General features: G+C 61.4%; 16 protein-coding genes. 13 read left to right on the plus strand and 3 right to left on the minus strand.

Annotated features, from left to right (window positions below):
- The 3 genes from VMH34_00210 to VMH34_00220 all read left to right on the plus strand — a co-directional run.
- A partial coding sequence (locus VMH34_00210; protein ID HTT07207.1) for a hypothetical protein occupies nt 1-4,306 on the plus strand: 4,306 nt, incomplete at its 5' end.
- A 123-nt stretch (nt 4,307-4,429) separates the two neighbouring features.
- The gene (locus tag VMH34_00215) at nt 4,430-5,206 is read left to right on the plus strand and encodes a SapC family protein (GenBank protein HTT07208.1); all 777 of its coding nucleotides are present in this window, start codon (nt 4,430-4,432) and stop codon (nt 5,204-5,206) included.
- A 119-nt stretch (nt 5,207-5,325) separates the two neighbouring features.
- Nucleotides 5,326-5,574: a hypothetical protein gene (locus VMH34_00220; GenBank protein ID HTT07209.1), complete on the plus strand. Its 249-nt coding sequence runs from the start codon at nt 5,326-5,328 to the stop codon at nt 5,572-5,574.
- A 48-nt stretch (nt 5,575-5,622) separates the two neighbouring features.
- Here VMH34_00220 and VMH34_00225 read toward each other — a convergent pair whose 3' ends face one another.
- Entirely contained in the window at nt 5,623-6,165 is a 543-nt protein-coding gene (locus VMH34_00225) for a tetratricopeptide repeat protein (protein ID HTT07210.1), read from the minus strand.
- A 179-nt stretch (nt 6,166-6,344) separates the two neighbouring features.
- Here VMH34_00225 and VMH34_00230 point away from each other — a divergent pair, with 179 nt between their 5' ends.
- From VMH34_00230 to leuD, 3 genes are all read left to right on the plus strand, one after another.
- Nucleotides 6,345-7,337 carry an oxidoreductase gene (locus VMH34_00230; GenBank protein ID HTT07211.1) on the plus strand — a complete coding sequence of 331 codons (993 nt, stop codon included), beginning with the start codon at nt 6,345-6,347 and terminating at the stop codon, nt 7,335-7,337.
- Nucleotides 7,338-7,527: 190 nt separating this feature from the next.
- Nucleotides 7,528-8,931, plus strand: coding sequence for a 3-isopropylmalate dehydratase large subunit (gene leuC, locus VMH34_00235; protein ID HTT07212.1), 1,404 nt, complete (start codon nt 7,528-7,530; stop codon nt 8,929-8,931).
- A gap of 11 nt (nt 8,932-8,942) precedes the next feature.
- Nucleotides 8,943-9,587: a 3-isopropylmalate dehydratase small subunit gene (gene leuD, locus VMH34_00240; GenBank protein ID HTT07213.1), complete on the plus strand. Its 645-nt coding sequence runs from the start codon at nt 8,943-8,945 to the stop codon at nt 9,585-9,587.
- On the opposite strand, the gene VMH34_00245 is transcribed toward leuD, so the two are convergent.
- Together VMH34_00245 and VMH34_00250 are read right to left on the minus strand one after the other, a co-directional pair.
- Entirely contained in the window at nt 9,584-9,928 is a 345-nt protein-coding gene (locus VMH34_00245) for a Rieske (2Fe-2S) protein (GenBank protein ID HTT07214.1), read from the minus strand. The two genes, leuD and VMH34_00245, sit on opposite strands and share 4 nt — an antisense overlap.
- A gap of 45 nt (nt 9,929-9,973) precedes the next feature.
- Complete coding sequence (locus VMH34_00250) at nt 9,974-10,465, minus strand: c-type cytochrome (GenBank protein ID HTT07215.1); 492 nt, start codon at nt 10,463-10,465, stop codon at nt 9,974-9,976.
- A 201-nt stretch (nt 10,466-10,666) separates the two neighbouring features.
- Here VMH34_00250 and carA point away from each other — a divergent pair, with 201 nt between their 5' ends.
- The 7 genes from carA (at nt 10,667) to VMH34_00285 (ending at nt 20,594) form a co-directional block, all read left to right on the plus strand.
- The gene (carA, locus tag VMH34_00255) at nt 10,667-11,797 is read left to right on the plus strand and encodes a glutamine-hydrolyzing carbamoyl-phosphate synthase small subunit (protein HTT07216.1); all 1,131 of its coding nucleotides are present in this window, start codon (nt 10,667-10,669) and stop codon (nt 11,795-11,797) included.
- A gap of 5 nt (nt 11,798-11,802) precedes the next feature.
- Nucleotides 11,803-15,021, plus strand: a complete 3,219-nt coding sequence (carB, locus tag VMH34_00260) for a carbamoyl-phosphate synthase large subunit (protein HTT07217.1) — start codon at nt 11,803-11,805, stop codon at nt 15,019-15,021.
- A gap of 4 nt (nt 15,022-15,025) precedes the next feature.
- Nucleotides 15,026-15,502, plus strand: a complete 477-nt coding sequence (greA, locus tag VMH34_00265) for a transcription elongation factor GreA (GenBank protein HTT07218.1) — start codon at nt 15,026-15,028, stop codon at nt 15,500-15,502.
- A 27-nt stretch (nt 15,503-15,529) separates the two neighbouring features.
- On the plus strand, nt 15,530-16,180 hold the full coding sequence (locus VMH34_00270; GenBank protein HTT07219.1) for an RlmE family RNA methyltransferase: 651 nt from the start codon (nt 15,530-15,532) through the stop codon (nt 16,178-16,180).
- Nucleotides 16,181-16,223: 43 nt separating this feature from the next.
- Entirely contained in the window at nt 16,224-18,155 is a 1,932-nt protein-coding gene (ftsH, locus tag VMH34_00275) for an ATP-dependent zinc metalloprotease FtsH (protein HTT07220.1), read from the plus strand.
- 101 nt (nt 18,156-18,256) lie between these two features.
- A complete protein-coding gene (glmM, locus tag VMH34_00280; protein HTT07221.1) occupies nt 18,257-19,606 on the plus strand; it encodes a phosphoglucosamine mutase in 1,350 nt (449 codons plus the stop codon).
- 13 nt (nt 19,607-19,619) lie between these two features.
- A complete protein-coding gene (locus tag VMH34_00285; GenBank protein HTT07222.1) occupies nt 19,620-20,594 on the plus strand; it encodes a quinone oxidoreductase in 975 nt (324 codons plus the stop codon).
- Nucleotides 20,595-20,607 lie beyond the last annotated feature (13 nt).

The raw sequence follows: 20,607 nt of genomic DNA on the forward strand, positions 1-20,607 counted from the left end.
CGATGGCTGCAGTTCCTCAGGCTGCGGTACCGCCCAGGATATCAATACGATCACGGCTGATAATTTCACCAATACCTGGACGATCACCGGCGCGAACAAGGGAACGCTGACCAACGCCGATGGCACTGATCTCGGCGGTGGCGTGCTTCAGGGAACGTTGAGCGGCGGCTTCAGGAATATTGACAGCCTTACCGGCGGCACGGGTGATGACACGTTTGTTTTCCAGAACAACGGCAGCTTGAACCGGCCCGGCGGTGGTGGCGGCATCGATGGCGGCGGCGCCGCCACTCAAGACACCATCGATATCTCGGCAATTTCCGGGAAGGCCAACACGGTGGATCTGACGGCCGGCACCATCAGCGGCGTCAACGGCAGCAGCGTGACGGTGCTGGGTGGTACCTTCACCAATGTCACCAATTTCGTGGGCGACAACGCCAATGACACCCTGGCCGTCGACAGCGGCACCAATACGTTCACTATTTCCGGTTCCAACAGTGGCGACGTCGGCGGCACTGTCACCTTCACCGGCTTCCCCAACCTGACCGGTGGCAGCGGCAACGACACCTTCGCCTTTACCGGGGCCGGCTCGGTGGACGGCGACGTCGAGGGCGAGGGCGGCAGCAATACGCTGGACTACTCCGGCTACGGCAGCACCATCACGGTGACCCTCACGGGTCCGGGCAGCACTTCCAACGCCAACTTTGCCGGCACCGCCAGCGGTATCGGCGGATCGTTCGACGATATCTCCGTGCTCGTGGGGACCAACACGGGCGATACCTTGATTGGCGATGACAACGACAGCACTTGGACAATCAATGGCTCGGATGCCGGCACGGTGACTGATGGCACTTCGACCATGAAGTACAGCCAGATTGCCAACCTGACCGGTGGCAGCGGCGATGACAGTTTCGTTTTCACGGCCGCGGGCAGCGTCAGCGGCACTATTGACGGTGGCAGCCAGTCAACCGTCGACTCGGTGGATTACTCCGCGCTTGCCACCGTCACCGTCGATCTGGCCGGCGGACTCAGCGGAGCGATCAACATCGAACAATTGATAGGCGGTGATAGCGCCGGGACCACGAACTTCACGCTGATTGACGGCAATAACTGGAGTATCACTAGTCATAACAGCGGCACGGTGGACGGCATCATCTTCACCAATTGGGGCAACCTCACCGGCACCACCGGCAATGATACCTTCGCCTTTGGTCCCAGCGGCGATTTGTCCGGCAAGATCGACGGCGCCGCCGGCACGGACTCGCTGGATTACTCCGGTTACGGCAGCGCCGTCACAGTGACCCTGACGAACAATGGCACCACCGACGGTTATCAGGGCACCGCCACCGCCATAACGGGTGGCTTCGACAACATCGATGATCTGGTCGGCAGCGGCAATGCCGGCGACAAGTTGATTGGCGCCGGCGGCGCTGAAACCTTCACGCTGACGGGCACGGATGCGGGCAACGTGTTCAATGGCACCAACACCCTGACCTTCAGCCAGATCGCGAATCTGGACGGCGGCGGCGGCGGCGACACCTTGCAGGGCGACGATGTCGCCAACACCTGGAAGATCAGTGGAGCGGATACCGGGTCGGTGACGGAGTTGTCCGGCACATTCAAAAACTTCGCGAACCTGACCGGCGGCAGCGATGACGATTCCTTCCAGTTTACCGGCGGCAACGTGACGGGTGCGATTGACGGTGGCACTGGCGGCACGGACACGCTCGATTACTCCGGCAATGGCGGCGTTGCCGTGACCGTGACCCTCGCAGGCCCCGGCAGCTTCCATGGATTCACCGGCACAGCCAGCAGTGTCGGTACGACGTTCGATGACATCGACAATCTGGTCGGCAGTAGCAAGAACGACACGTTGATTGGCACCAACAACAACGATACATGGAGCATCACTGGCGCAGATAAGGGCGACGTCAATGGCTTTACGTTCAGCAGCATTGAGAATCTGACCGGCGGCACGGGCAACGACACATTCCAGTTCTTCGCCGGCGGCACCATCACCGGCAACGTGGACGGTGGCGGGGGGACCGATACTGCCGACTATTCCAATGATCCCAGCGCCAGAACGGTCTCGATCACCAGCGTACTCAACATGGAGGATTTCATCGGCAATAACTCCAACCAGACGCTGTTGGGCAGCAATACCACCAACACTTGGACCATCGACAACTCCAATAGCGGCACCTTCTTTGACGGGACAAATACCAGCACTTTCTCCGGCTTCCCCAACCTGACCGGCGGCACGGCAAATGACACCTTCAATGTAATCAATTTCGGCTCGGTTACCGGCGTCTTGAATGGCGGCACTGGCACTAACAATCTGGATTTGACGGGTGTTACCTATTTCCCCTTTGTCTATCTGGGTACGCCCGGCATCGGATCCGATGTGGCGGCGGTGAACATGACCACCATCACGGGCCCCGGTAACGCCGTATTGTTTGGTGCAAATATCAACAACACTTGGAACGTCAATAACGGCAGCGGCAACGTCACGGATGGCGATGGCGTCGGCACGGTCAATTTTTCCGGCTTCAATAATCTGGTGGGCGGCAATCAGATCGACACATTTAATGCCAGCGGCACCAATAACCTCAGTCTGTTCGCCTATAACGTACTGGGACCCACCAGTACTACTACCAACACCTTTAACATTAGCGGTACGTTGAACGGCAATATTCAGGGTGATGATGGTGCGGATACATACAACCTCAACGGGACGGTCTTTAACATAGATACCGGCGCGGGAGACGATGTGCTGGTTCCCGGGATAGCGCAGCCGGTACTTGGTTCAATTACCAGCAGTGGACAGACCGACCACACGGCCTCACTGACCATCCCTGGGACGCCGGGGGCCGATCTCAATATAGGCGTGACCTTGATTCTGCCTGACATGACGAATTACACCGGCAGCCTCGTGATCGGCGGCACGGTCGCGCCGACGGCGATACTGCCTCTCACCGATAACTCGAAGGTCACTGTCAATACGAACATATTGACTGTCACTCAAGACGTCGTTGTCGGTGAGGGCGGCTCGGTCATGTTGCTGGGTAATGATGTTCAACTGGCGGGTGGCGACGTGGTGGCAGGGACGGCGGGCGGCAGCGGGCAGATCATCATCGCCGCTGTGGGCGACTCGCCGCTGGGCACCATTACTGCCACCGCGCCGACGACACTGACCGCGGGCAATCTGTTGCTGATCGCCAATAACAACCTGCAGGGCTCCGAGAACATCAGCCTGAACCTGAACAACGGCGGCATCGCGTTGTTCCAGGGCGATACCTCGGCCGGTGATCCCGCCTTCGCGGTGACCGACGCGAGCGCGATTGACGAGGGAAGTTTCCAGGGCATATTCGGATTTGATCCGAACAATATCGGCAACGTGTTCGGTGTGAACCTGCAGTTCCAGGAACTGACCTTCTCCAACCCCGGCGCGGCACTATCGGCCAACGCGGTGCTGCAATACCTCGACACCGGCCTGTTCGAGACGGAGTTGACGCTCTTCGGCGTCGTCGGCAACGGCATCGCCATGGACATCTCGCAGTGCGAGGACCTTGAAGGTTGCGCGCCCAGCGTCACCATGGAGCAATTGAATGAACTCATCAGCGGCCTGGAGACGCGCATCGGCGATCTGGTGAAGAGCAAGGAAGGCGGCAAGGTCGAGCCCGCCAAGGTCGATACGCTCATTGCCGGATTCCAGAAGGAACTGGAGAATTTCCGCAGCTACCGCACGGAACTGGAGGCTTATCAGAAGGAGCAGCAGGAGGCCGAGGAATCGCCTGAGAATCTGGAGGATCTGGGCGGCGGCGGTGAGGAAGAACTGGGACCGTCGAAAGAGGAGGAGAAGGCGGCGCCCGCGGGCAAACCCGCCCCGGCCGGCGGTGGCAAGGCGAAACCGTCACCCGAGGAGGAAGAGCCGGGTATTGAGGAAGAAGCCCCGGCACCCAAAGCCGCGCCCAAGGCGGAACCCAAAGTGGCGCCCAAGGCCGCGCCCAAAGTTACGCCACCGAAATCGCTCGAGGAGAATCTGGATATTGAAGAGCAGGTGCCGGAGAAGCCGGGCAAGTCTGAAGCCAAGCCCGAAGCGAAACCGGCGCCCAAGGCCGCACCGAAAACGGCGCCCAAGCTGGAGGAGCACCTTGAGGAAGAGGAGATCATTGATCAACAGTCGGCGTTGCAGCTGCCGCTCATCCCGGCCAGCGTCAGCAGCTATCAATGGTTTGACGTGCGCGCGGGCAACCGGCTGACCTGGGCCGGCGATATCACCCTGCCGCACCGCTACCGCAATTACTAGAATCCCGCGCATTATCTGCGCCGGCAGCGCATGAGTGCCCCGCTGGCGACGAGGTAAGGGAGGGTGTTCGACCTTTTCAAGCGGCGCGGCAAAAATAGCGGTCAGAACGAGCAGAATATGCCAATGAAAGTGGAAAAAAAGACCGAAACCAAGACGGTAAAGGGGAACCCTCCGGTAGATGTGCGGTTGCCGCTGTTCTATAAAAAACTGGTGCCGCTCAACCGTGATCAGCACCGCAATCTCTATATCAAGGCGGAATCCGGATTTTCCTTCGCACGTGAAACCAACAGCGTATTCGTCGCCGCAGTGGAGTTTCCGCAGGCGGCGCTGGAATATCCGGTGGTTTTTGCCGGCACCCCCACGGGTGAAATTCTGCCACTGGCGCTGCTGGGCATCCGCAACAACCAAAACCTGTTTGTAGGGGAGGGTGGGGTCTGGAAGGCCCGCTATATCCCCGCCTATGTCCGCCGCTATCCCTTCATCCTGGCCACGGATGAGAAGGGAACCCAGTTCACCGTCTGCATCGACGAGGGTTACCCCGGATTCAACTGCGACAAGGAGGGCGAACGGCTGATCTCGAGGGACGGCGAAGACGGCCCGCAGCTCAAGCGCGCACTGGAATTTCTCAAGGACTACCAGGTGCACATCGCCCGCACCACCGAATTTTGCGAGACGCTCAAATCACTCAACGTTCTGGAACCCATACAGGCCAATGTGGAATTGAAGAGCGGGGAGAAATTCGCCCTGTCCGGCCTGCAATGCGTCAACCGCACCAAGCTCAAGGCCCTGCCGGATGCGCAGATCCAGATGCTGTTGAAGAAGGATTATCTGGAATTGATTTATCTGCACATGGCGTCTCTGAACAATATTCACAAGCTGCTCAGCCTGATGGTCGCCTGAGACGCCCATTTCCGTTTGTCCTTAAGGTACCAAAGGTAAGGCCATTCGTACTTCGATATCCTTCGCTACCTCAGGACAGGCCTCAGTACGAACGGACTTGAGTACCTCAGGGCGCACGGATGAACAGGATCAATATCACCCTAAAGATCAAGGATCTTGCCCAGGCGCGGGAGCTGACAGCCGTATTTCAGAAGACTGACAGCACCCACTTGGAAGATACGCTGAGCGAGGTTTGCAGGCGAGGCCCCAAATGGAAGAAAAACGTTCTCGCTTCGTTAAGAGAGATTAAGCAAAATGAGCTGGTAGATCGTTTATCGGCACCGCATGGAAGGCGGCTGGTAAAAAAACGTGGCGGGGTTCACAAATAAAAACCCGGCATTGCCGGGTTTTTTGTCGGTTGACTAATATTGCGAAGATTATTGCTGCATCTGTGGTGGCGGCCCCTGGAGGGGTTCATCCTCTCCCTCCGGTTTCTCCTCCTGTTTGATGGCGTATTTCTGGATGTATTCTTCCGACAACTTTTTCGCCGCGTCCAGTTCCGTGGCGGCCATCTGGCCCTCCGCCGCACTCAGGGCCACCGGCGCCAGTTGATGGCCGAGTTTGGTGGCGACGCTGAACCAGGCATAGGCGTATTCCATATCGTGGGGCACCCCGCGGCCGTCGCGGTAGAGCAGCCCCAGTTTGTACTGGGCCGGGGCGATGCCCTTCTCGGCGGCGCTGCGGTACCATTTGGCGGCCTGCTCGTAACTCTGCTCCACGCCCTGGCCCCTGGCATACATGGCGCCGAGGAAATATTGGGCCATGGGCTGATTGGCGTTTTCCGCCAGCGGGATGAGTATTTGCGCGGCCTTGTCGTATTCACCACGGGCGTAATAGGCCACGCCCTCATTGAAATCGGCCAGCGCGAGGGCCGGGGCCAGCAGGGCGGCGCAAAACAGGATACGGCAGCCTACATTCATGAAGTTCTCCTCAGGCGGGTGACCCGCTATTTTCATTATAAAATAGGCCCTTCCGGCCTCGAAGCGGCGCAGAGTTTAGCGCAGAATGCATGATCATTGGAATTTGATTTTTATGGATTTTCCGCCGGATAAATTAGGCCCCGGACACTATTGATAGTTCCCATCGTGGACAAGGAAAAATGAATTTCAGGGCGTACCGTGTCCATGAAGAGGCGGGCGGGGCCAGAGGTCGTCTGGAGACGGTGCGTCTTGAAGAACTGTCGTCCGGGGAGGTGGTGATCCGGGTCTGTTATTCCGGCGTCAACTACAAGGATGCGCTGGCCGCCACCGGCCGGAACAAAATCATACGCGCCTATCCGCGGATACCGGGCATCGATGCGGCCGGCATCGTCGAGTCCTCCGCCACGCCTGGCTTCCAAAGTGGCGATCGCGTGATCGTCACCGGCTTTGATCTGGGCACCGCGCACGACGGTGGTTACGCCGAAATGGTGCGTGTGCCGGCGGCGTGGGCGGTGCCGCTGCCCGCGGGTCTGAGCCTGTATGAGGCGATGGCCATAGGCACGGCGGGTTTCACGGTGGGCCTCTGCCTCCAACGGCTGGAGGAAAACGGCCAGCGCACGGATGCCGGACCGATCCTGGTGTCGGGCGCGACCGGCGGGGTGGGCAGCATCGCCATCGACGTCTTGAGCGCCCGCGGCTATGCCGTCACCGCGCTGACCGGCAAGATGAAGGAACAGGGCTATTTGCGGACGCTGGGGGCGGCGGAGATTCTGGATCGCAACACTCGGGACCTGGGCACGCAGCCGCTGGAAAAGGCGATCTGGGGCGGCGCCATAGATAATGTCGGCGGCGAGGTGCTGGCCTGGCTGACCCGTACCACAAAACCGTGGGGCAATATTTGCAGCGTCGGGTTGGCGGGGGGCACGGAACTGCATACTACGGTGATGCCGTTCATCCTGCGCGGCGTGAGCCTCATCGGCATCACGGCTTCCGGTTGTCCCGTGGAACGGCGGGCGCGCGTCTGGCAGCGCCTGGCCACGGACTGGAAACCGCGCCATCTGGATAAAATCGTCACCCGCGTGGCCGGCCTGGAGGAACTGGATGAAATATTCGCCGCCATGCTCAATGGCGCGCAGACGGGCCGCACAGTCATCAGGATCGCCGGCGAATAAAGTAACCGTTCGTGCTGAGCCTTCGACACACTCAGGCCAGGGTACGCTGTGCGTATCGAAGCACGAACAACAAATTGTGTGAAACATAACGTTCGCCCCCTTCGACAAGCTCAGGACAGGCCTCAGGGCGAACGGCATTGCACCATGTGAGGTATACTACCGCGCCCTTTCCGGGCCGATTTGAAGATTTATGGCACCGCGTACTCTCTATGACAAGCTTTGGGACGCGCACGTCGTCCGCGACTACGGCGACGGCGCGGCGTTGATTTACATCGACCGGCACCTGGTGCACGAGGTCACCTCGCCGCAGGCCTTCGAGGGACTGAAGCACGCCGGACGCAGACCATGGCGCATCGACGCCAATCTCGCGGTGTTCGATCACAACGTGCCGACCGACGATCAAACCGTGATCAAGGATCCGATCTCGCGCCGGCAACTGGAGGCGCTGGAGCAAAACATCGGCGAGTGGGCCATCCCCCATTTCAGCATCCGCGATCCGCGCAATGGCATCGTGCACGTCATCGGCCCCGAACAGGGGGCGTCACTGCCGGGCATGACCATCGTCTGTGGCGATTCGCATACCTCGACCAATGGCGCGCTGGGCGCCTGGGCCCTCGGCATCGGCACCTCCGAGGTCGAGCACGCCCTCGCCACGCAATGCCTGGTGTTGCGCAAGGCCAAAAACATGCTCATCGACGTCACCGGCCGGCTCGGCGCCGGTGTCAGCGCCAAGGACCTCATCCTGGCCATCATCGGCCGCATCGGCACGGCGGGCGCGACCGGCCACACCATCGAGTACGCGGGTGAAACGATACGCGCGCTGTCCATCGAGGAGCGCATGACCCTGTGCAACATGTCCATCGAGGCGGGCGCGCGCGCCGGCCTGATCGCGGTGGACGACAAGACCATCGAGTACGTGCGTGGCCGGCCCTATTCCCCCACGGGCGCACGATGGGATCAGGCCGTGGCGGCATGGCGCGATCTGCATTCGGATCCCGGCGCCCATTTCGACAGGGTGGTGCGTATCAACGCCGCCGGGATCACGCCGCAGGTGACGTGGGGCACTTCGCCGGAAATGGTGGTGCCGGTGGACGGCCGCGTTCCCGATCCGGCGTCGGTGGCCGATCCGGTCAAGGCCGAGGGCATGCGGCACGCGCTCAAATACATGGATTTGAAGCCGGGCACGCCAATGACGTCGATAGCCATCGACAAGGTGTTCATCGGCTCCTGCACCAATTCGCGCCTGAGCGATCTGCGCGCCGCGGCCCAGGTGGTGCGTGGGAAGAAAGTGGCAAAGAACGTGAAGCTGGCGCTGGTGGTGGCTGGCTCCGGTTTGGTCAAGCGCGCAGCGGAACAGGAGGGGCTGGATCGCATCTTCAAGAATGCCGGCTTCGAATGGCGCGAACCGGGTTGCTCCATGTGCCTGGGCATGAATCCCGATCGGCTCTCGCCGGGCGAGCGCTGCGCCTCGACCTCCAACCGCAATTTCGAAGGGCGGCAGGGCAGCGGTGGGCGCACGCATCTCCTGAGCCCCGCCATGGCCGCCGCCGCCGCCATCACCGGCCATATCGCCGATGTACGGCAGCTCTCTTAAGGGATCTGACCATGCAGCCGTTCACGCGTCATGAAGGCCTGGTCGTGCCGTTGGATCGACCCAATATCGATACCGATCAAATCATCCCCAAGCAATTCCTGAAGGCGACGGGACGCACCGGTTTCGGGCCGTATCTGTTCGATGAGTGGCGTTACCTGGATCGCGGCGAGTGGGGCACCGATTGCGGCCGGCGGCCGCTCAACCGTGATTTCGTGCTCAATCAGCCGCGCTACCGTGGCGCGAGCATACTGCTCGCCCGCGAAAATTTCGGCTGCGGATCCTCGCGCGAGCACGCGCCCTGGGCGCTGCTCGATTACGGCATACGCTGTGTGATCGCGCCCAGTTTCGCCGACATTTTTTTCAGCAACTGCTGCAAAAACGGCCTGCCGGCCGTGACCCTGCCGCCGACGGCGATCGATCGCTTATTCAAGGAAGTGCAGGCCCGGGAGGGTTATGCGCTCAGGGTCGATCTGCCGCAGCAGAGCATCACGCTGCCCTCGGGGGAGGCGCTTGGGTTTGAATTCAACCCTGATCTGAAGGAGCGGCTGGTGCGCGGTCTTGATGACATTGCCGTCACTCTGGAACATGCCGACGACATCCGCCGCTATGAAGCGCGACGCGCCCGCGAGGCGCCGTGGTTGTTTCCCGCCGGTTAGGCGATCTGTATTCCCCCGTCCTGTCTGACCATCACGGGCAGCGGACGCAGCCGCGCGCCACGGCAGGGGCCGGCGATGCAATAACCGTCCTCGATGCGAAACAAGGCATCGTGATTCGAACAATGGATGTATTCGCCGCCGGGATCCATGAATTGATCTTTTTGCCAGTCCAGGTTCAGCCCCTTGTGCGGGCAGACATTGTGGTAGGCATATACAGCTGAACCATTCCGCACGATGAAGATGGACAGGAGGGCGTGATCCCGTTCTACAATGAAACCCCGCCCGGAACGATCCGGAATGTCCTCCAGCCGGCAGGGGGTCATCCCGGTTGACTTTTGCATGGCGGTGTCTGGCGTTGCTTGTTCCGTTCCGCCGATGTAAATGAATCAGTTCGGGTATCCGCCGGCTGCCTTGACCATGTAATCCACGCCGGCCTTGATTTGATCGTCGCTAAGAGTGGGGTTGCCGCCGTGCGGCGGCATGCCTCGAAAACCTTTCATGGCATGTTCATAGAGTTTGTCGCGGCCCTGCGCGATGCGCGGCTTCCAGGCGAATTTATCTCCGAATTTAGGCGCGCCGTTCATGCCGGCCTCGTGGCAGGCCATGCAAACGCCGCGGACGATCTGCTCACCGTCTATGGGTTTTGTTGTTGCGGCAACCGGGGCCGGCGGTGGCGCCTCCGCCTTGGCGGGGATGGGCGTCACTTCAGCCGGTGGTTTTTCAACCACGGCCGCGGGGGCCTGCGGGCTGGCGGATTCCGCGTTCGCCGGAGCGGTCTTCGGTGGCGGGGTTTTGGATGGCGCGCCGTTCTGATCTCCTGAACAGGCGGCCAGTGAGAATATGCATAGAACGAACGGCAGAAATCGGCGCGGAGGCATGGATAATCCCTGATGTAGACTTGAAATATTATATTAACACTGGTTGCCCCGAACGGGGACTGAAGAGCGGTGCCGGTGTTTTATCTAGCGCCTCGCGCATGCACGGATTTTTGAGATGAGTTCAAGTACAATTCGAAACCAGGGTTCACTGGCGGGAGTCATCGAAGGATGACTCCCGCTTTCTATGTGTGGAGGAGAGATATGCGCCCCCCGGCCTTGCTTGCCTTGGAAGACGGCAGCCTGTTTCACGGCACCGCCATCGGCGCCCTGGGGCGGAGCGTGGGTGAAGTGGTGTTCAATACCGCCATGACGGGCTATCAGGAAATCCTGACCGACCCTTCCTATTACCAGCAGATTGTCACGTTGACCTACCCGCACATCGGCAACGTGGGCGCCAATCGCGAAGACGAGGAATCGGCGCGTACCTATGCCAGCGGCCTGGTGATCCGCGACCTGCCGTTTGCGGTCAGCAACTGGCGGGCGCAGGAATCGCTGCCGGACTATCTGGCGCGGCAGGGCGTGGTGGCGATTGCGGATGTGGATACGCGACGGCTGACGCGCATCCTCCGCGATCAGGGGGCGCAGCGCGGCTGCATCATGGCGGGCGAAGGTATTGATGAGAAGGCCGCCATCAGCGCGGCACAAAAATTTCCCGGACTGAAAGGCGCTGATCTGGCCAGGGAAGTGACCACAGCGAAACCCTACGCATGGACAAAGGGGAGCTGGCGCCTGGATGCCCCGGAGGGCAATGCGCCCACGGACAGACCTTATAAAGTGGTGGCCTATGATTACGGCGTCAAGCGCAACATCCTGCGCCTGCTCGTCGATCGTGGTTGTGATTTAACCGTGGTACCGGCGAAAACGCCCGCCACTGAAGCGTTGAAACAGAAGCCGGCTGGCATTTTCCTGTCCAATGGACCCGGCGACCCGGAACCCTGCGATTATGCGATTGCCGCCATCAGGGACTTTATCGAAAGCGGCGTCCCGGTGTTCGGCATCTGCCTCGGCCATCAGTTGCTGGGGTTGGCCTGCGGCGGCCGTACTGTCAAGATGAAGACCGGCCACCACGGCGCCAACCATCCGGTGCTGGAGATCGACACCGGTCGGGTCATGATCACGAGCCAGAATCACGGTTTTGCCGTGGACGAGGCCAGCCTGCCGCCCACGGTCGGGGCCACCCACCGTTCGTTGTTTGACGGCACGCTGCAAGGGCTGCATTACCGGGGCAAGCCCGTCTTCGGATTCCAGGGCCACCCGGAGGCGAGCCCGGGTCCGCACGACATCGGTTCCCTGTTCGATCATTTCATTGATCTGATGAACAGGCGGCGCTGACCCCCATGCCGAAGCGGACTGACATTCGTTCGATTCTGATCATCGGTGCCGGGCCGATTGTGATTGGCCAGGCCTGCGAGTTTGACTATTCCGGCGCGCAGGCCTGCAAGGCGCTGAAGCAGGAAGGCTACCGCGTCGTTCTGGTGAACTCCAATCCGGCCACGATCATGACCGATCCGGAAATGGCGGACGCCACATATATAGAGCCGATCCGCTGGGAAGTCGTCGAGGCCATCATCGCCAAGGAGAAGCCGGACGCCGTGCTGCCGACCATGGGCGGACAGACGGCGCTCAATTGCGCCATGGATCTCGTGCGCCACGGCGTGCTGGGGAAACACGGCTGCCAGCTCATCGGCGCCTCGCCGGAGGCCATCGACAAGGCCGAGGATCGGCAGAAATTCAAGGAGGCGATGACGCGGATCGGTCTGGCGTCCGCGCGTTCGGCCATCGCCCACAGCATGGAGGAGGCCAATGCCGCGCAACCCAAGGTGGGTTTTCCGGTCATCATCCGGCCCTCGTTTACTCTGGGCGGCACCGGCGGCGGCGTTGCCTATAATCGCGAGGAATTTGTCGAGATGGTGCAACGGGGGCTGGATGCCTCGCCGACGACCGAAATACTGCTTGAAGAATCACTGCTGGGTTGGAAGGAATTCGAGATGGAGGTCGTTCGCGATCACGCCGATAACTGCATCATCGTCTGCTCCATAGAAAATTTCGATCCAATGGGCGTGCACACGGGCGACTCGATCACGGTGGCACCGGCGCAAACCCTGACCGACAAGGAATACCAGATCATGCGCGATGCCTCGATCGCCATCCTGCGTGAGATCGGCGTCGACACCGGCGGCTCGAACGTGCAGTTCGCCATCAATCCCGAAAATGGGCGCATGGTCGTCATCGAGATGAATCCGCGTGTATCGCGTTCCTCGGCGCTGGCCTCCAAGGCCACCGGTTTCCCGATCGCCAAGGTGGCGGCCAAGCTGGCGGTGGGTTACACGCTCGACGAGCTCAAAAACGACATCACCGGCGGCGCCACGCCGGCGTCCTTCGAGCCGACGATAGATTATGTCGTGACCAAGGTGCCGCGCTTCACGTTTGAGAAATTTCCCCAGGCCGAGGATCGGCTGACCACGCAGATGAAATCCGTGGGCGAGGTGATGGCCATCGGCCGCACCTTCCAGGAGTCCCTGCAAAAGGCGTTACGGGGGCTCGAGACGGGCATGGACGGCCTGAATGAAATCTTCGATGCCAATGAGGATGACCTGACCGCGCTCAAGCGCGAGATTCGCGTGCCGGGCGCGCACCGTTTGTGGTACGTGGCGGACGGGTTGCGCCGGGGCCTGAAATCGGAGGAGATTCACGACCTGTGCCGGATCGATCCGTGGTTTCTGGCGCAGATCGAGGACCTGGTCCGGGAAGAGGAGATCATCCGCAGGGACGGCCAGTCGGCGCTGGACGCGCGCCGCCTGCGGCAGTTGAAGCGCAAGGGGTTCTCCGATCGCAGGCTGGCGGCGTTGACGGGTGCGACGGAGGCCGCCATACGCGCGCTGCGGGAACGCCACGGCGTGCACCCGGTTTACAAGCGGGTCGACACCTGCGCCGCCGAATTCGCCACTTCCACCGCCTACCTCTACTCCACGTATGAGGAAGAATGCGAGGCGAGGCCGACCGGCCGCGAGAAGATCATGGTCTTGGGCGGCGGCCCGAACCGCATCGGCCAGGGCATCGAATTCGATTACTGCTGCGTGCAGGCGGCCTATGCGCTGCGCGCGGCAGGCTTCGAGGTCATCATGGTCAATTGCAATCCGGAGACGGTGTCGACGGATTACGATACCTCCGATCGGCTGTACTTCGAGCCGCTGACGCTGGAGGACGTGCTGGAGATCATCCGCGTCGAAAAACCGAAGGGGGTCATCGTCCAGTATGGCGGCCAGACGCCGCTCAAACTGGCGCGGCCGCTGTCTGCCGCCGCTGCGCCGATCATCGGCACCACGCCGGATTCCATCGATGTCGCCGAGGACCGCGAGCGCTTCCAGCAGTTGCTTAAACAACTCAAACTCAAGCAGCCGCCGAACCGGACCGTGCGCAAACCGGGGGAGGCGGCGCATCTGGCGCAGGAGATCGGTTACCCGCTGGTGGTGCGTCCTTCCTACGTGCTGGGCGGGCGGGCGATGGAGATCGTGTACAACGAGGAGGATCTCAACCGGTACATGAACGAGGCGGTGGCGGTGTCCAATGAATCGCCGGTGTTGCTGGATCGATTTCTGGATCAGGCCATCGAGGTCGACGTCGATGCCGTTTCCGACGGCAAGGATGTCCTGATCGGCGGCATCATGGAACACATCGAGCAGGCTGGCATACATTCCGGCGATTCGGCGTGTTCGCTGCCGCCGTACAGCCTGACGCCGGAGATGCAGAATGAATTGCGCCGGCAGATGGTGCAAATGGCAAAGGCCCTGAACGTCGTCGGTCTGATGAATGCGCAGTTTGCCATCCAGGGCCGGGACATTTATGTTCTGGAGGTGAACCCGCGCGCCTCGCGCACCGTGCCCTTCGTGTCCAAGGCCATCGGCGTGCCCCTTGCCCGTGTGGCGGCGCTGTGCATGGCGGGCCGGACGCTCAAACAACAGGGCATCACCCGGGAGGTCGTCCCCGGCTATTATTCAGTGAAGGAGTCGGTGTTCCCCTTCATCAAGTTCCCGGGTGTGGACGCGCTGCTGGGGCCGGAGATGAAATCAACCGGCGAGGTCATGGGCGTGGGGCGTACCTTCGGCGAGGCGTTTTACAAATCACAGCTGGCCGCAGGTGTGGATTTGCCCCGCGGAGGACGCGCCTTCATCAGCGTGCGCGAGCAGGACAAGCCGCAGGCGGTGGAAATTGGCCGGCGCCTCAAGGCCCTGGGTTTTGACATCGTGGCCACGCGCGGCACGGCGGCGGCACTCGGGGCGGCGGGTGTATCCTGTACCCAGGTCAACAAGGTACTGGAGGGCCAGCCGCATATCGTTGACATGATCAAGAACGACGAGATCAGCCTGATCGTGAACACCACCGAGGGCAGGCAGGCCATCGCCGATTCGTTTACCATCCGACGCTCGGCCCTGCAGCGAAAGGTGGCCTATACCACCACCATGGCCGGTGCCATGGCCACGGTACTGGCGTTGGAGGATCAGTCGCGCGGACAGGTCAACCGCTTGCAGGATTTGCACCGCAGCCTCGGGAATTGAACCGATGAAAAAAACACCGATGACGGTCACCGGCGCGCAGAAACTGCGCGATGAACTGCATCACTTGAAAACGACAGCGCGGCCCCGCGTCATTCAGGCCATCGCCGAGGCGCGCGCCCACGGCGATCTGAGCGAGAACGCCGAGTATCACGCCGCGCGCGAGCAGCAGAGTTTCATCGAAGGTCGCATTGCCGAGATCGAGGGCAAGCTGGCCACCGCAGAGATTATTGACGTGCGCGCCGTCGAGGCCAACGGGCGTGTCGTGTTCGGCGCCACGGTGGTCATCGTTCATTGCGAGACCGGTGATGAAGTGATGTACCGCATCGTCGGCGAGGATGAGGCGGACATTGCCGCCGGTTTGATTTCCATCGGCTCGCCCATTGCCCGCGCGCTCATCAACAAGCAGGAGGGCGAAACCACGGCAGTCGACGCGCCCGGCGGCCGGGTCGAATACGAAATCATTGCCGTACGCTACGAATAGGCGTCCCGCGGTCCCCCTTTTCACGACATGGCAAAATCGGGCAGTAGCAGGCGCTGGTTGCGCGAGCATGAGACGGACCTCTATGTCGGCAAGGCGCGAAGGGAAGGGTACCGTTCCCGTTCCGCCTACAAGCTGATGGAGATCAGCGCGCGCGACAAACTATTCAAACCGGGCATGACAGTGGTGGACTTGGGCGCCGCGCCCGGCGGCTGGAGCCAGGTGGCGCAGCGTCTGGTGGGCCCGAATGGCCGCGTGATCGCCACTGATCTGCTGGACATGCCCTCCGTGCCCGGCGTGACGTTTATTTCGGGCGATTTTACCGAGCCCGCCGTCAATGAGGCGGTGTCGCGGGCGGTCGGCGAAGCGGGGGCCGACCTTGTTTTATCGGATCTGGCCCCCAATATGAGTGGAATGAAGGCCGTGGATCAGGCACGCAGCATGAATCTGGCGGAATGCGCGTTTTTCTGCGCCCAAAGGGTGCTGAAATCCGGCGGCAGTTTTCTCGTCAAATTGTTTCAGGGCGAAGGTTTCGAAGCATACGTGCGCGAGTTGCGCCAGCGGTTCACCAGGGTGGTGATACGCAAGCCGCAGGCCTCACGCGGCAGATCCAGTGAAACCTACGTACTGGGGCTGGGTTACAGGCCCAAGGAACAACGCTTCTGCGGAAATGGTGTATAGTGGAAATACATGATTGCAGTATTGAGGTAAGGCATTGAAAGATATGGCAAGAAATCTCATGTTTTGGGCCATTGTGGCCGTGGTGCTGATGCTCGCTTTCAGCAATCTCGGCCTGCGCCACGGCATGGTCAGCCAGATTGACTACTCGCAATTCGTTTCCGACGTGAAGGGCGGTCGGGTGGAGCGCGTGCTCATTCAGGACGGCGGCTCGGTGGTGCAGGGCAAGATGGTGGACGGCGCCGAATTCGTCACCTACAGTCCGGAGACCAGCACCAGTCCCCTGATCGGCCTCCTGCTCGACAACAAGGTGCGCATCGAGGCGCAACCGCCGTCGCAGCAGGGCATACTCACACAGATTTTCATTTCCTGGTTCCCGGTCATCCTCATCATCGGCGCGTGGATCTTCATCATGCGGCAGATGCAGGGCGGCGGCCGCGGCGCCCTGTCCTTCGGCAAGAGCCGTGCACGCATGATGGGCGAGGATCAGGTGCGGGTGACGTTCAATGATGTCGCCGGCGTGGACGAGGCCAAGGAGGAGGTCGCCGAGCTGGTCGAATTCCTGCGCGACCCGGGCAAGTTCCAGAAGCTGGGCGGCAAGATCCCACGCGGCGTGCTGATGGTCGGGCCGCCGGGCACCGGCAAGACGCTGCTCGCCAAGGCCATCGCCGGCGAGGCCAAGGTGCCGTTCTTCACCATCTCCGGTTCGGACTTCGTCGAGATGTTCGTCGGCGTCGGCGCTTCGCGCGTGCGCGACATGTTCGAGCAGGCCAAGAAGCATGCGCCGTGCATTGTCTTCATCGATGAAATCGACGCCGTCGGACGCCATCGTGGCGCCGGTCTGGGCGGCGGCCACGACGAGCGCGAACAGACGCTGAATCAACTGTTGGTCGAGATGGACGGCTTCGAGGGCAATGAAGGCGTGATTGTCATGGCCGCCACCAACCGCCCGGACGTGCTCGATCCCGCCCTGCTGCGCCCCGGCCGTTTCGATCGCCAGGTGGTGGTGCCGTTGCCGGACATCCGCGGCCGCGAGCAGATTCTCAAGGTACACATGCGCAAAGTACCGATTGCCGAGGACGTTCGCGCCTCGATCATCGCCCGCGGCACGCCCGGTTTTTCCGGCGCCGATCTCGCCAATCTCGTGAATGAGGCGGCGCTGTTCGCAGCGCGTGACAACAAGCGCCTCGTGGACATGCAGGAATTCGAGAAGGCCAAGGACAAGATCATGATGGGCGTGGAACGCAAGTCCATGGTCATGAGCGAGGAGGAAAAGCGCATGACTGCCTATCACGAATCCGGCCATACCATCGTCGGGCGCCTGGTGCCGGAACACGATCCGGTATACAAGGTCAGCATCATCCCGCGCGGCCGCGCGCTGGGAGTCACCTTTTTCCTCCCCGAAGAGGATCGCTACAGCACGAGCAAGCGCCGTCTGGAGAGCCGTATTGCCGCCCTTTACGGCGGCCGCATCGCCGAGGAATTGATCTTCGGCGCGGAATCGGTGACCACCGGCGCCGCCAATGACCTTGAGAAAGTGACGGAGATAGCCCGCAACATGGTGACCAAATGGGGCATGTCGGAGAAACTCGGCCCGCTCACTTACGGGGAGGATGAGGAAGAGGTGTTCCTCGGCCATTCCGTCACGCAACACAAGGTCCTGTCGGACAGCACCGCCCATGTGATCGACGAGGAAGTGCGCCAGATCGTCGAGCGCAACTACCAGCGCGCCAGGCAGATCTTGCTGGACAACATGGACAAGCTGCACAAGATGGCCGAGGCCTTGATCAAATACGAAACACTGGAACCGGAACAGATCGACGACGTCATGACCGGCCGCGATCCACGTCCACCGCGCGACTGGGGTGCCGATGATCGCAAGGATGCGGCCCCGGTGGGTGCGGTGCCGGTCAAAAACCGCGCACCTGCACCGGGAGACAAGCCCATCGGCGGGCCGGCCAGTTCGCCGCAATCCTGAGGAGCTTCAATCGCCGACCCCCGCTGAACGCGGGGGTCGGCGTTCATGAAGCACGGCGATCCAGTTAGAATCGTCGAAATCGAAATGAGTGGCATGATGGCATGAGTGGCCGCAGGTATTTCGGCACCGACGGTGTGCGCGGCAGGGTGGGCACGCCGCCCATCACGCCCGACTTCGTCATGAAATTGGGGTGGGCGGCCGGGCGCGTGCTGGGGCGCGGCCGGCGCGGGCGCGTACTGATCGGCAAGGACACCCGCATCTCCGGGTATATGTTCGAGTCCGCATTGGAGGCGGGGCTGTCCGCGGCGGGCATGGATGTACTGCTGCTCGGTCCGATGCCAACCCCCGCCGTTGCCTATCTCACCCGTACTTTTCACGCCGATGCCGGCATCGTCATAAGCGCCTCCCACAATCCCTATTACGACAACGGCATCAAGTTCTTTTCCGGCGACGGCTGGAAACTGCCCGATGATGTGGAATTGGCCATCGAACGGGAGATGGACAGCCCCATCCTGACCGTGGAATCGAAACATCTCGGCAAGGCTTACCGTGTCGAAGATGCCGCCGGCCGCTACATTGAATTCTGCAAACGCACCGTGGCTTACAACACCAAGTTCGACGGCCTCAAGGTGGTGGTGGATTGCGCCCATGGCGCCACCTATCACATTGCGCCGGAGGTATTCAGGGAACTGGGCGCTGAAGTGACCACTCTCGGCGCGGAGCCGGACGGGATCAACATCAACGATGGCATCGGCGCAACGGACGTACGCCGTCTTCGCCAGGAGGTGCTGGCCGGCAGGGCGGACGTGGGCATCGCCCTGGACGGCGATGGCGATCGTCTCATCATGATCGACCGTGAGGGGAACATCGTCGATGGTGATGAATTGCTCTATGTCATTGCCCGTGAACGCCGGAAATGCGGCGTGTTGCAGGGAACGGTGGTCGGGACGCAGATGAGCAATCTGGGCCTGGAACAGGCCATACGTGCACTCGGCCTCGGCTTCAAGCGCGCCATGGTCGGCGATCGTTACGTGATAGAAATGCTCAAAGAGGGCGGCTGGACGCTGGGCGGAGAAGGCTCCGGGCACATCGTCTGTCTCGACTTCTCCACCACCGGCGATGGCATCATCTCCGCGCTGATGGTGCTTCAGGCAATGGTGCTGAATGCCCGGCCGCTGCATGTGCTCAAACAGGGCATGATCAAATATCCGCAGACCCTCATCAACGTGAAACTGGCCAGAAATGGTGTTGATGTCCTGACACGGAAACCTGTGCTCGATGCCGTCGCGACGGTGGAAAAGGAGCTTGGCAACAGCGGCCGCGTGCTGCTGCGACCTTCCGGGACCGAGCCGCTGGTGCGGGTCATGGTTGAGGGCCGCGACGAGGCGCAGGTGAAGCAACTTGCGCAACACATCGCCGCCGTTATTGAGCAGGCATTGATGGCGGCCTGATCATCGCGTGGTGATGGATTCACGGATTCGTTTTCACAAAACCGGCGGGCCGGAAGTGCTGTGCGTTGAGGCTGCGCCAGCCGCCGAACCCGGCACGGGCGAGGCGCGCGTGCGCCAGCACGCCATCGGCCTCAACTACATCGACATCTACCACCGCAGTGGCCTCTATCCCGTACCGCTGCCTTCCGGCATCGGTTTGGAAGGCGCGGGCGTGGTGGAAGCCGTGGGCGCCAACGTTGCCGACATCAAACCCGGTGACCGTGTCGCTTATGCCGGCGGCCCGCTGGGCGCTTATGCCACGGTGCGAAATATCACGTCGGATCGGCTGGTGAAACTGCCGGATGCAATTTCCTTCGAACAGGGCGCGGCCATGATGCTGAAGGGCCTGACCGCGCAATACCTGCTGCGGCGGACCTATCGCGTGCAGCCGGGCGATGCCATTCTGATCCATGCCGCCGCCGGCGGCACGGGCCTGCTGGTCTGCCAATGGGCGGAGGCGCTCGGCGCCACCGTCATCGGCACCGTCGGATCGGAGGAGAAGGCAGCGCTCGCGAAGTCACACGGCTGCGGCCATCCCATTCTCTACAAGCGGGAGAATGTCGTGGAGCGTGTAAAGGCGATCACCGGCGGCGCCGGTGTGGCGGTGGTCTACGACTCAGTAGGGAAGGACACCTTCATGGATTCGCTCAATTGCCTGAAACCCATGGGCATGATGGTGAGCTTCGGCAACGCCTCCGGCCCCGTGCCGCCGTTCGAGACGGCGCTGCTGGCCCAGAAAGGCTCGCTCTATCTTACCCGGCCGACACTGTTTGCCTATGCGGCGAAACGCGATGATTTACTGGCAATGGCCGCGGAGCTTTTCGAAGTCGTGCAATCCGGCAAGGTGAAGATCCAAATCCACCAACGCCATGCGCTCAGGGATGCGGTCCAGGCCCACCGCGATCTCGAATCCCGCCGCACCACCGGCTCCACCATCCTTGTGCCTTGACGTTCTTCAGTAA

Source organism: Gammaproteobacteria bacterium, assembly GCA_035501935.1.
Taxonomy (GTDB): Bacteria; Pseudomonadota; Gammaproteobacteria; order JAJPIJ01; family JAJPIJ01; genus JAJPIJ01.

Excerpts from the sequence above, each read along its gene's own strand:
- VMH34_00215 (HTT07208.1), top strand. The coding sequence starts at position 4,430 with ATGAAAGTGGAAAAAAAGACCGAAACCAAGACGGTAAAGGGGAACCCT.
- VMH34_00220 (HTT07209.1), top strand. The coding sequence starts at position 5,326 with ATGAACAGGATCAATATCACCCTAAAGATCAAGGATCTTGCCCAGGCG.
- VMH34_00225 (HTT07210.1), bottom strand. The coding sequence starts at position 6,165 with ATGAATGTAGGCTGCCGTATCCTGTTTTGCGCCGCCCTGCTGGCCCCG.
- VMH34_00230 (HTT07211.1), top strand. The coding sequence starts at position 6,345 with ATGAATTTCAGGGCGTACCGTGTCCATGAAGAGGCGGGCGGGGCCAGA.
- leuC (HTT07212.1), top strand. The coding sequence starts at position 7,528 with ATGGCACCGCGTACTCTCTATGACAAGCTTTGGGACGCGCACGTCGTC.
- leuD (HTT07213.1), top strand. The coding sequence starts at position 8,943 with ATGCAGCCGTTCACGCGTCATGAAGGCCTGGTCGTGCCGTTGGATCGA.
- VMH34_00245 (HTT07214.1), bottom strand. The coding sequence starts at position 9,928 with ATGCAAAAGTCAACCGGGATGACCCCCTGCCGGCTGGAGGACATTCCG.
- VMH34_00250 (HTT07215.1), bottom strand. The coding sequence starts at position 10,465 with ATGCCTCCGCGCCGATTTCTGCCGTTCGTTCTATGCATATTCTCACTG.
- carA (HTT07216.1), top strand. The coding sequence starts at position 10,667 with ATGCGCCCCCCGGCCTTGCTTGCCTTGGAAGACGGCAGCCTGTTTCAC.
- carB (HTT07217.1), top strand. The coding sequence starts at position 11,803 with ATGCCGAAGCGGACTGACATTCGTTCGATTCTGATCATCGGTGCCGGG.
- greA (HTT07218.1), top strand. The coding sequence starts at position 15,026 with ATGAAAAAAACACCGATGACGGTCACCGGCGCGCAGAAACTGCGCGAT.
- VMH34_00270 (HTT07219.1), top strand. The coding sequence starts at position 15,530 with ATGGCAAAATCGGGCAGTAGCAGGCGCTGGTTGCGCGAGCATGAGACG.
- ftsH (HTT07220.1), top strand. The coding sequence starts at position 16,224 with ATGGCAAGAAATCTCATGTTTTGGGCCATTGTGGCCGTGGTGCTGATG.
- glmM (HTT07221.1), top strand. The coding sequence starts at position 18,257 with ATGAGTGGCCGCAGGTATTTCGGCACCGACGGTGTGCGCGGCAGGGTG.
- VMH34_00285 (HTT07222.1), top strand. The coding sequence starts at position 19,620 with ATGGATTCACGGATTCGTTTTCACAAAACCGGCGGGCCGGAAGTGCTG.